This is a genomic window from Bradyrhizobium sp. LCT2 (genome assembly GCF_009931255.1).
Classification (GTDB): Bacteria; Pseudomonadota; Alphaproteobacteria; order Rhizobiales; family Xanthobacteraceae; genus Bradyrhizobium; species Bradyrhizobium diazoefficiens.
Map to the genome: position 1 here is coordinate 121213 of NZ_CP034432.1, position 12168 is coordinate 133380.

3 protein-coding genes are annotated in these 12168 nt (G+C 64.2%); 1 reads left to right on the forward strand and 2 read right to left on the reverse strand.

Features of this window, described 5'->3' with window-relative positions:
* Positions 1 to 45: 45 nt before the first annotated feature.
* Together EI171_RS01485 and EI171_RS01490 are read right to left on the reverse strand one after the other, a co-directional pair.
* Positions 46 to 2277: a CHASE2 domain-containing protein gene (locus tag EI171_RS01485; protein ID WP_011090647.1), complete on the reverse strand. Its 2232-nt coding sequence runs from the start codon at positions 2275 to 2277 to the stop codon at positions 46 to 48.
* 124 nt (positions 2278 to 2401) lie between these two features.
* Positions 2402 to 10606: a FecR domain-containing protein gene (locus EI171_RS01490; RefSeq protein WP_161536892.1), complete on the reverse strand. Its 8205-nt coding sequence runs from the start codon at positions 10604 to 10606 to the stop codon at positions 2402 to 2404.
* Between the two features lie 743 nt (positions 10607 to 11349).
* Between EI171_RS01490 and EI171_RS01495 the strand changes: the two genes are divergently transcribed.
* Positions 11350 to 12081 carry a transglutaminase-like cysteine peptidase gene (locus EI171_RS01495; RefSeq protein ID WP_161532387.1) on the forward strand — a complete coding sequence of 244 codons (732 nt, stop codon included), beginning with the start codon at positions 11350 to 11352 and terminating at the stop codon, positions 12079 to 12081.
* Positions 12082 to 12168: the final 87 nt, after the last annotated feature.

Genomic DNA, 12168 nt, shown 5'->3' on the forward strand with positions numbered 1-12168 from the left:
GCGCTTGAGGCGCGCTTATCCGGGACGACAGCGAATGTGTGCCCCCTACTTCGTCAGCAGCGCGTATGCCCCGTTCCAGCCTTCCGCCGGCGGATTGAGCTGGAATTCCTTGATGCGGATTTCATAAAGCTTGAACAGCTTTTCCAGCGTGTCGGCGTCCTCGCTGCGACGGCCGCGCTCGATGGCGTCCAGCGCGCCCTGCCAGTCGCGGTTGCGGTAGCAGCCGAGCATCTCGATGGTGACGTTGCGCAGGCGCTGGAAGGAGCCTGAATGCATCACGTCCTCGCGGCCGGCGACGGCGTAGATCACCTCCGGCTCGGTCTTGCCCTTGACCATGATGAAGTCGAGCTCGAGGATCGCGAACTTGTCCTTGGCGGCGAGCGCGGTCCTGGAGCCGACGATGATCGGGAAACCGTATTCCTTCGACTGTCCCTCCAGGCGCGAGGCCAGGTTCACGCTGTCGCCGAGCACCGAATAGTTCTTCTTCAGGTCGGAGCCCATGTTGCCGACCACGCCGATGCCGGTGTTGAGGCCGATGCCGACATTGAGCGGGATGTAGACGTGGCCGCCGTCGGCGGCTTCCTCCTCGCGCTCCTTGTTGACCGCGTCGATCCGCTCCAGCATCTGGATCGCGGCCTCGCAGGCATTGACCTCGTGCTCGGCATCGTCGAGCGGCGCGTTCCAGAACGCCATGATGGCGTCGCCCATGTACTTGTCGATATAGCCCTTCTGATCGATGATCACGTCGGTCAGCGGCGTCAGGAAGCGGTTCATCAGCGTGATGAGGCCTTGCGGATCGTGCTTGTAGCTCTCCGAGATCGTGGTGAAGCCGCGCACGTCGGAGAACATGATCGTCATCTCGCGCTCCTCGCCGCCGAGCACGAGCTTTTCCGGCGACTGCGCCAGCTGTTCGACCAGAACCGGCGACATGTACTGCGCGAACATGCCCCGGATCTGCACGCGCTGGCGCTGCTCGCGCACGAAGCTGGCGAAGATCAGCGTCAGGTAGATCGCGGTGGTCGACAGCAGCGGGTAGGTGAAGTCGATGAGGTAGCGGTACTGCGCGTAGAAGAACCAGGACACGCCGACCAGGATGGCGGCGAACATCGCGCCCGCAAGCACGAGGCGTACCGGGCCGAGGTTCGGCGTGAAGATGATGACGAGCAGGCCGATGACAAGCGCGGCGATCAATTCGACGCCGAGCGCGTAGTTCGGCTGGGAGATCACCGCGCCGCTCAGCACGCTCTCCAGCACCTGGGCATGAATCTCGACGCCCGGCATGGTCGAGGACACCGGCGTGGTCTTGATGTCGTTGAGCCCGACCGCGGAGGTGCCGACCAGCACCAGCTTGCCGGCGATCTTGGCGGGCGGCACGGTGTTGTCGAGCACGTCGGCCGCCGAGACGTAGATCGAGGGATCCTGGCGAGCGTAATGCACCCAGAGCTGGCCGTTTCTGTCGGTCGGGATCTCGACGCCCTTGAGGCGCACGCCCCGCACGCCGGTCTTGTCGGTCCGGACCAGCAGCGTCGGCGTTCCCGTGATGACCCGCAGGATCTCGAGGCTGAGCGAGGGCATGACCATGCCCTGCGCGCGCATGATCATCGGCACGCGGCGGATCAATCCGTCGCGCTCGGTCTTGATCGAAAACAGGCCACGGCCCGCCGCAACCTTCTCGATGACGGGCACGTTGCGCAGCAGGCCCGGGAATTCGAACAGAAAGCGTTCGGCACCGTCCTCGCCGACCGTCGCGACGCCGGTGAAGGGGAGCTCCTTGTCGATCTCCGACGAGATCGCCCGCTGCCCGGTCTCGCCCAGCACCACGCGCGAGCGCTTGATAGCATCGGCAAGGATCTGGTCATTGGTCGGCAGCTCGCGCAGCTTGGCGCGGGTGGCATCGTCCAGATAGCGCATCTGGCTCGCGACCAGATCCGGGTTGAGCCGGTCGGCTTCCGAGAACACCACGTCGAAACCGATCGCGACCGCGCCGTTGCTGGTGAGGTTCTGGATCAAATCGGCGATCCGCGTCCGCGGCCACGGCCACTGCCCGAGCCTGGCGAGGCTCTTGTCGTCGATGTCGACGATGGTGACCGGCCGCGCCGTCTTGTGGCGCGGATCGATCAGCTGAAACATGTCGAAGGTGCGCAGCCGCAATTCCTGGATCGGCGGCGGATCCCAGAGCCGGGCGCCGGCGAAGACGACCAGCAGCGCCAGGCACATCAGCCGCGCAAGGCCAAGCTTCCGCGCAAACCACCGCCGGAGGATCTTGAGACGTTTCATATCGCCTGAATTTCCCGCAGCTCTTCTTCGTCCGATGTTCGGGCGACAATACGCAATCAGCTACATCTTTGATACCGGAATCCGCCGCGGACGAGGCGCCGTAGCCGAACCGGGGGAATGACCGTCAGGCATGGTTCGCGACGATGAAATCGCCGGCATGCAGGCTGCTCGCCACGAGATTCTTCAGGCGGATCGACTGGTGATCGTCGAGCGTGACCAGCGTGTCGGCTCCCTGTTGCGTGATGCCGAGATCGCTGAAGGAGTGGATGTTGGCAAACTTCTGCAGGTCGATCTTGTCCTGGCCCAGCTCGAAATCGACGATCGTGCTCTGAACCGGAAGCGTCGAATTCGTAAAGGAGAACTGGTCCTGCCCGTCGGTTCCGACCAGGGTGGGTCCCGTGGGCGGATCGACGACCAGCGTGCCGCCGTTGCCGTCGTTTGCGAAATGGAAGCTGTCGATGCTGTAGCTCCCGGCAAACTTGATGGTCGCGGTGTCGGTCCCGTCGGACAGCGTCAGCACGCCGCCCAGATGGTCGGCGTTTTCGGTGTAGGTCACCCCGGTCAGGCTCGAGAAGCCGATGTCCTTGAGGTCGAGGAGATCCGAATTGGCGGTGGTGCCGTCGCCCGCAAAGCCGTTGACGACGCCGGTGAAATCGGCGGCGTGTTCGATCGCGAAGGTGCCGGTGGTTCCGGTCCCGTTGGCGAAGGTCACGCTCTGTGCGGAAGCCTCACTGAGGTTCAGCACCGCGCCGGTCTCGATCGTCATGGGCGTGTCGGCGGGCGGATCATAAACGGTGGTGCCGCCATGACCGTCGCTCTGAAGGGTCCAATTCAGGTCCTTGCCGAGGAACGACAGGGTGACGGTGGTCGCGCCGTTGTAGAAGTCGACGGTCGTGATGTTGGTGTCCGAATTGTACTGGGCTTGCGCCGACATCGAGGACGTCCAGGCGAGATCCTTCATGTCGATCAGATTGCCGGACGAGAGCGGAGCTCCGGCCGGAGAGCCCGAGATGAGCCCGTGGAAATCCTTGGCATGGTCCAGGACAAGGGTGCCCAGGCCGTTGTCGTAGTAGACGACGATCCCCGACACGGAGCCCTCGATCTCCACGACGGCCTTGTTGGAAATCTCGATCGCTCCGGTGCCGCTGACATTGCCCTTGATGTCGATGTTCGAAACGTTGTTTCCGGAGAACGGGCCCGCCTCGATCAGACCATTGTCGACGACGTCGCCCTTCACCGTGAACACGGTGCCGGGCTCGGTCAGCAGCGTCACGCCGGAGTCGACGGTGAGGTCGTGGATCGTGACGTTGGCCGCGCTGTCGACGGTGGAGGGTTCGCCTCCGGCGAGCAGCTTCACGTCGTAGCTGGCCCCCGGCACGCCCAGGCTCCAGTTCGACGCCGTGTTCCAGTCGCCGCCGGCAGGATTGGTCCATTCATCGACCGGGGCGATCTCGACGATGGTGCCGCCGTTTCCGTCGCTGCTCGTGATGAAATGCGTGTCGCTGTAGCTGCCGATGAGCTTGAGCGTGATGCTGTGGTTATGCGTATCGCTCACGACGAGATTGCCGGTGAGGGCGTCATAGGTCGCCGTGGTCCCGCCGTCCCAGGTGATGGTCGACAGGTCGATCTTCTCGTTGGCGGCGAAGCCGGCGATCGAACCGCCGAAGGTCGTCGTGTCGATCTCGAGCTCGCCGCCGGCGCCGGCGAAGGTGACGGTCTGCGACACCAGGTTCTTGATCTCGAGCGTCGCATTGGCGTCGATCGTGACCGAGCCTGCGCCGGTCAGCGAGCCGAACAGCGTCAGCGTTCCGGTGTGGACCTCGATGAGATGGCTGTTGACGATGGTGCCCGTGATCGACGCCGCGCCCCAGCTGTCGATGTCGCCGGAATTGCTGATGCCCGTTCCGTTCACCGAAATCGAGGCGCCATTGAGCAGATCGATTTCGCCGGCGTTGACGATCGAGGACACGTTGCCGAAGACGCTGCTGCCGCCGACGGTCCAGATGCCGCCTGCATTGTTGTTGAAGGTCGCGCTCGCGACCGAGATGTTGCCGTTGATGTGGCCGGTGTTGTTGATGATGACGGCGCCGCCGGTCTCGACGATCGCATAAGTCGCGGAGGTCACGGTGGAGGCGACGGCCGGCCCGATCGTGCCGGAATTGTCGATCGTCGCGAGGCCGTTCGCGTTCTCCTGGATGAAGATCGCCGCATGGCCGGTCGCGCCCACGACCGAGCCGGTGTTGGTGATATGCGTCGAGCCGGTCGCGGCCGGATCGCCCGGAGCGACGGCGTTCTGATTGACACTGATGCCGACGCTGCTGGTGCCGGTGATATGGCCGTTATTGACAATGGTGACAGCGCCTGCGCCCGCGGCAAAAGCGGACAGGCCGACCGCGCCGGTGGCGGAGCCGTTGTTGGTGACGCTGACGTCACCGCCGCCGTGATCAAAGGCACCGATCGCGGTGCCCGCCGCGGTGATCGACGAGCCCGCGCCGGTCGTGACCGTGACCTTGCCGACGCCCCAGGTGAACGCCTCGATGCCGTAGCCGGCATCCGCGATGATGGTCGCATCGCTGGTGACGGTGACGTCGCCGCTGACGGCGTTCGAGAAGACGCCGCTGCCACCCGGCTTGTAGCCCGCGATGATCGCGCCCGGCGTGGTGGTATCGCCGTTCGGCGCCGAGCCGGAATGGATGGTGCCGTGCGCCACGACGGAGATCGTGCTGTGTACGCCGCTTGCGATCGCCGCAGCGTAGTTGACCGCCACGATGCCGGAGCTGCCCGAGATGACGCTATCGCCGCTCGCCAGGGTAACGCTGATGTCGCCCTGGTCGATGCTATAGGCGAGAATGCCGTAGCTGGTCGTGCCCTTCACCGAGGCATTGGCAGCGAGCGTGACGGTGACGTTGCCGCTACCGCCGTTCAGCGCCTGGGCGCGGATACCTATCTCGGCACCGATGACGGTGGTGCCGGCGCCGTCGTTCACCGTGACGTCGCCATTGCCGTAATTGTAGGCGTGGATGCCGTAGCCGCCCGCGGCGGTGACATTGCCGTAGTTGTTGACGACGACGTTGCCATAGACGTTGGCGTTGGCGCCAAAGCCAGTCGCCGCGCCGAGGTAGCCGGCCTCGAGGCCAGCCGGCGCGTTGCCGCTCAGATTGAGGCTCGCACCAGAGTTGACGGTGCCGTAGTTGGTGACGGTGATCGAGCTGTGATCCGAGGCCAGGAGCGTGCTCGCGCGATTGACTGCGACAACGCCGGAGCTTCCCGACGTGACGACGCTGCCGGCCTCCGTCCTGACGGTCGTGCTGCCTGAGCCATAGCTGCGCGAGCGGATGCCGTAGATCGAGTTCCCCGTGATGGTGCCGCCGGCGTCGATGGTAATGTCGCCGCCACCCTCAGTGTGCGCATCGATGCCGTAAGCGCCGCCCGCGGCGCCGCCAAGCTGGGTGATCGAAATGTCGCCGCCGTTGGCGGTGTTCAGGTTCTCGACCAGCACACCGACCGAATTCGCGCCGGAGCCGGTCGCCTTGCCGGTGAGATTGTTGACCGTGATGGCACCGGAGCCCGTTTGGCTGTCGCGCAACGTGATGCCGTTACCGGCACTGCCGGTAATGTTGCCGGTCGCCGTCAGCGAGATGTCGCCTGTGCCATTCTGCGTGACGACGACGCCATTGGCCGCACCGGTCAGTGCACCGGAGGGCGTGAGAATGATGTCACCATGGCTACCGGGCGACCCACCCGAGGCGGTGAAGTCGACCGCATCACCACTTAATGCCTCAATGTTGGCATCACCGGTGATGGTGAAGGTGCCTCCCGTTGACGCCTGACCGCTGATGGTACCGCTGAAGGCGTGGCTTGTATCGTCGAGCTTGAGCGTGTTGGAGCCGCCCGCGAAGAGGACCGTCTGCGCGTCCGCACCGCCGAGCTCGAGCATCGCGTCGTTGTCGATGATCACCGCGCCGACGCCGCTGAGGCCGCCGGAGAGGTTCAACGTTCCGGCCTGGACCTCGATGGTGCCGGTGTTGGTGACCGCCGCCGAGATCGTGTTGAGACCGGTGACCCCGTAGAGATTGCCAGAATTGCTCAGGCTGCCGCCATTGATCGAAACGTCGGACAGATGGAGTTTTGACGCGGCGTCGATCGAGATCGTTCCGCCGGCGTTGGCCACCGTGGCGGTTATCAGCTTCAGCGTGGCGCCGTTCACCACCTCGATCAGATCGTGATTGGTGATCGCGTGAAGGACGCCGGGATCGACCGTCAGCGTGCCGCCGGTGACGGCGATCGTGCCGGTATTGGTGATATCGGCGTTGTGGATCGCGCTCGTGCCGGTCGATTCCAGCGTCCCCGCGATCGTCAACGTGCCGCCATCGATCACTGCACCGACGAGATCGAGCGTCGAGCCTGATGTGACCGAAACCGCGCCGGTGCCGTTGGTCACCGTCATCGCGATCAGCTTCAGCGTGCCGCCATTGATCGCGGCCAGCGTGCCGGTGTTGGTGACGGCCTCGTGGTCGATGTCGAGCTCGGCGCCATTGGCCTGAAGCGTGCCGGCGTTGGCGATGGTGGCCGAGGTCATCGTGGCAAGCGTCAACAGGCCGCCAACCGCCTCGATCAGGCCGTTGCTGGTGATGGCAGCATCGGTGATCGTGGTCGCCCCGGACGAATCCAGCGTGCCCGAAACGGAGAGTGCGCCGCCGGTCAGGCTCGCACCCGCCAGGGTCAGCTTCTTGCCGGGATCGACCTTGACGGTGCCGCCATTGCCGATCGTGGCTCCCGCAATGGTGGCATCGTCGAGCGTCAGTGTGACGCCGTTTTCGACCGTGACCGTGCCCTTGTTCAGGGTTGCGTTGCCGTCGATCTTGCTGTTGCCGGTGACGTCGATCGCGCCGCCCTGCGCACCGCTATAATTGTCGATGGTGCCGCCGGTGATCTCGGTACCGGACAGCGTCAGCGTCTGGACATCGTCGATCTTGATGACATGGCTGGTGTTGGTCAGGATATCGTTGAGCAGCGTCGCGGCGCCGGCGATCTCGAGCGTGCCGGTGTTGGCGACCGCTCCGCCCTGGATCCTGGCGCCGTCCTTGAGCTTGACGGTGTTGTCGAGCTCGATGCTGGAATTGTCGGTGATATCAGTCCCGGACACGGTGACGCCATCCAGCGTCAGCGCGGCACCCGCGGTGACCGCAGTGACGCTGAGTATGGCACCGCCGTCGATCTTGCTGGCACCGGTGACGTCGATGGTGCCGCCGCCCTTGATGGCGCCGCCGCTGAGCGTGGCGTGGTCCAGGGTCAACGCGGCATTGGCATCGACGATAACGTTGCCGCTCGAATTATTGACGGTCGAGCCCTGGTCGATGGCCAGGGCGCCGTTCGTCAGCACCTCGATCGTGCCGGCATTGTTGACGCCCTCATTGCTCAGCGCATTGCCGCTGCCGCTGACGTTGAGGACAGCATTGTTGTTCAGGATGCCGTCGCTCAGGACGGCGTTGCCGGTCAGGTCGATTTCACCGTTGCCGGTGATCACGCCTGTGCCGCGGATGCCGGCGTTGAGGACGGGCCCCCCCTCATCGTCACCGCCGCCGATAACCGGCCCCGCTCCGCCGATCGTCGCGCCGTTGACGGTCAGCTTGCCGCTGGCATCGACGGTGATGTGGCCTGCGTTGGCGACGCTGGTGCCCTGATCGACGGTGAGCCAGCCATTCGCCAGCACCTTGATCGTCCCGGTGGAGGTGTTGGAGACGCTTTCGTGGGCGAACTCGGCCGTACCCTTGACGTTGACCGTGCCGGAATTGTTCAGCGCGCCGTGCTCGATCAGGCTGGTGCCGTCGAGCTCCAGCGTGCCCAGAATGGTGACGGTGCCGCCGTCGACCGTCGCGGTATCGACGATCAGCATCGTGCCGGCATCGGCCTTCAGCGTGCCGCCGGCATTGTGGATCGTGGCCAGCATGTTCAACGTGCCGCCCGACAGCTCGATCGTGCCCGAATTGCTGATCGTGGTGCCGTTGGCGAAATCACCGCCGCCCTGGAGCGTCAGATAGCCGGCATTGGTAAGCACGCTCGTGTCGAGGATCTTGGCCTTGCCGCCGACCGACATCGTGCCGGTCACGGCGTTGATGAGGATCGAGTCCGCGCCCATGTTGAGCGCGCCCGATATCGTCAGCGAGCTCTGGTTGATCAGTTTCGGCGGCGGGCCGCCGAAATCGTTCATCGTCACCGACCTGGCATAGGCCGCGCTGTCGATCGTCACCGGATAGGACGGGGTCAGGCCGTGCAGTTGATCGGTGATGACGATGACGTCGTCATTGATGGTCGGGACGGTGCCGGTTTCCCAGTTCGCCGCGTCCTTCCAGAAACCGCCGGAAGGCGCGCCCGCGTGGTCGGTCGCGATCCACACCACCGCGGGCGCATCGGTGCCCTTGATCGTGACGGTGATGGTCTGCTGCGAGGTGGCGCCCTGCGAATCCTTGAGCGTCACGGTGTAGGTCAGCGTCAGCACCTCGCCCTTCGGAATGAAGTCGGCGAGGTAGACGGGAAGGTCGGCCAGCGACCAGTTGATGGTGCCGGTGCCGTCCCCGGTGCTGTCGGCACCCGCCGCGATCGCGACCGACATCGCGCTCTGGAACGCGGCGAGCGGACCCGGCGGAACGGTGCTGCCATCAGGCAGGGTCGCGCTGGTCAGCGCCACCGACACCGTATGCTTGTCGGTGAGATCGACGTCGTCGAAGCTCAGCGTACCCGACGTCGGCACATCGCTGGTGAGCGGACCGCCCGGCTTGCTGGTGCCGCCTTCGAAGGTGATGGTCGGAACGCTGGTGGTGATCACCGGCTTGTCGTTGGTGCCGGTGATCGTGATGGTGATGTCGATGAACGACGCTTCGGGGTTGACCGAAAAATTGTTGTCGACGCGGACCCTGTAGGTGAGCGTCAGCGTTTCGCCCGCCGCCAGGAAGTCGAAGACGTGGTCGGGGATCGTATAGGTCCAGACCGCAGAGCCGTTATTGTTGTTGCCGGCGGCGGCGGCGACCTGGATATCGATCTGCGTCGCCGCGATGTCCTGCTTCTGGAGTGCAGAGAGTGTGCCGGTGACATCCTGCTGGCCGGCGGTCTTGTAGACGTAGTTCGGCGCGTCACCGAGGCTTATGCTCACCGTCGGCTGATCGCCCAGGTTCTGGTCGACGAAGGTGATCCGGCCGGAGATCGTATCGGGCGTCGTATCGCCGGTCGCGTTCGCGTGCTCGGTCAGCGCGAACGCCGTCTTCACATTGCCGTCGAGATCGAGGCTTTGACGCAGGGGCGGCCCGGGGATGCGGGTGCTGGTCGCCGGATTATGGCCCGCCCCCTCCGAACCCGGCTGATTGAGATTCGTGAAGGTCGCGGTCGCGGTGGCACCGGTGTCCGTCTTGATAACGACAATGTTGCCGGTCTGCGTGATCGTGTCGGTGAAGTTCGTGGTCAGCTTGGTGTTGGTGTTGTTGTCGGTGAACTTCAGCGTGAACACGTCCGTGATCAGCTTCTGGATGTCCGGCGACATCAGCGCGTTGGTGATCGAGACGTTGCCGCCGCTGATCTGGATCATCTGGCCGGCCTGATTGACCGTCGCGATCGGCAGCAGCGTGACCTTGTCGAACAGGATGTAGGAGCCCGTCGTGCCGTTCGGCTCGACCAGCACCTGGAAGCTCGCCTGCGGCTGCGGATCGCCGCCGCCGGCGGGAACGACGAAGTTGATCTGGGTCAGCACCGCCGTGCCGCGGATGCCCATGGTGGCGACCGGCGTGTCGATTTTCATGTCGCCGTGCTTGGCGGTCTCGCCGGCGACGAAGGTGATGGTGCCGGCGACCAGGCTGAGCAGCGAGGAGTTGTTCGACCCGTTGGGGTCGTAGACCATCTCGTTCAGCACCATCCGCGCATTGGAGGACAGGCCGAACACGGTGCCGTCGATGAAGGTGATACCGAGCGTCGAATCCGCGCCGGTCGAGACCACGTCGCCCTTCTCGACATTGTCGCCGTTGTTCAGGATGACCGAAACGCCGTTGCGGATCGCGGTCGCGCTGCCGGAGAGTTTGGTGACGTGGCCGATGACCTGGGCCGCGGCAATGCCGGGCGCGGCCTGCGCATATTGCACGTGGCCGGTGAGGGCATTGACGACGTCGCCGGTGAGGTGGGCACCATCGGGCGAGGCGATCGCGGCGCGCTTGTCGCCCCTGAAATAATCGTGAACGACGAACTCGTGGCCCTCATGGGACAGCACGAGGTCGAGACCTGCGCGCTTGAACTCGCCGTTGAAGATCAGGTTCGGGTCGGGAACCACGAACGCGCCATCAGGCACGTGGCCGTGCGCCTTCGCGATGAAGGGCTTGGCGGTAAAGGAATCGACATGGAGATCGGCGGGCGAGTGGGAACCCTGGCCGTCCAAGAAGATCGCGGCGTCAAATTTGCCAGCGTAATTCAACCGGGCACCGTAAAAAGGGTTAAAATTTAAGTAAGTATCAACCGCCTAAGCTTGCATAGCATTACTAAATCCTTAGCGAAACCATCTATTGCTTGTGTGATTTCGCGTCACTTGACGATCGGAGCCCTCGAGGAGCAGTGCCCTCATGGTGAGGACAAAGTATTCCTTGCAGTATTCTGAAGTTGAAGTCGGCCTGTTTTCGCACATTCTCAGTCATCCAAAGTAAACTGCCGTATAGATCAAGCGGCAGATACTCATGTCATCTTTTCTTCGTGGAACCCCGGGGCATCCTGCGGGAAATACGGAACTAAATCTGTGACCCAACTAACAGAACCCGTGAAATAGCGGGTCGTTAGCCATAGGCGCCAGAACCAGCCTACCTGCAACTTCTGCCTGCAATTGTTTCCATTTCGCGGCGACCGGACACCTCCTAGTCCCCGATTCGTAAAAATTTTACGCAATTTGGGCAGAGCCGTTTCAGCCTGTCCCACGGTTTTGGGGCCCCTGCCGGGCGCATTAAGCAGAACAAAACGGCCCGTCTCGCACTATCTCCGCGAAAGCAACAAAGCCCGGCACGTACAGGTCGAGGGGGACCTGGCGAAGCCGGAAGGGGATGTCAGATGGAGACCGCTGCTCGCTCGCGCGCCTGGCGCGCAATCCTTGTCCTGTGCGGATTGGTCCTGCTCGGATCGGCCGCAGAGCTCCGCGCCGGCACGCTGCTGTCGCCGGGCGCCGGCGTCCTCGTGCGCAAATCCGCCGAACCGTTCGGCGTGTTCGCCTTTGCCATCTCGTCCGGCAGCCTCCAGCAGAAATGGTCCGCGCTGAAATCCAGGCTCGACGACGACATGGTGCAGCTCGCGCTGTGCGACGGCGACCGCGACAATTGCGCATCGCCTGCGGCGCTCAAGCTGCTCGCCATCGTCGACCAGGCCCGCGCCCGCGACGGCCGCGCCCGGCTGGGCGAGACCAATCGCGCCATCAACCTCGCCATCCGCGCTGCCAATGACGGCGCCGACGACGTCTGGAGCTCGCCGCTTGCGACCTTCCAGCGCGGCGCCGGCGACTGCGAAGACTATGCCATCGCCAAGCTGGCCGCGCTGCGGCTCGCCGGCGTTGCCAATGAGGACCTCCGCGTCGTCGTGGTGCGCGACATCCGCGCCGGCGAGGAGCATGCGGTTGCCGCGGCAAAGCTCGACGGACACTGGCTGATGCTGGACAACCGCCGCATGGCGATGGTCGAGGACGACGACTCGCGGGGCTACCAGCCGCTGTTCGTGCTGTACCAGTCGGCCGTGCTGAAATATGTCGACGAGCCGGTGCGGTTCTCGATGGCCACGGCCGAGGCGCACTGAGCTAGCTTGTAGCCGGATAGAGCCAACGGGTCGGCGCAAAGCGCCGCCCCACAAATTCATTCCACCGCGCGATCCGGGGCGCTAGCA

Bases quoted from the DNA above. Each gene is read 5' to 3' on its own strand.
- EI171_RS01495 (WP_161532387.1), top strand. From the start codon at position 11,350: ATGGAGACCGCTGCTCGCTCGCGCGCCTGGCGCGCAATCCTTGTCCTG.
- EI171_RS01485 (WP_011090647.1), bottom strand. From the start codon at position 2,277: ATGAAACGTCTCAAGATCCTCCGGCGGTGGTTTGCGCGGAAGCTTGGC.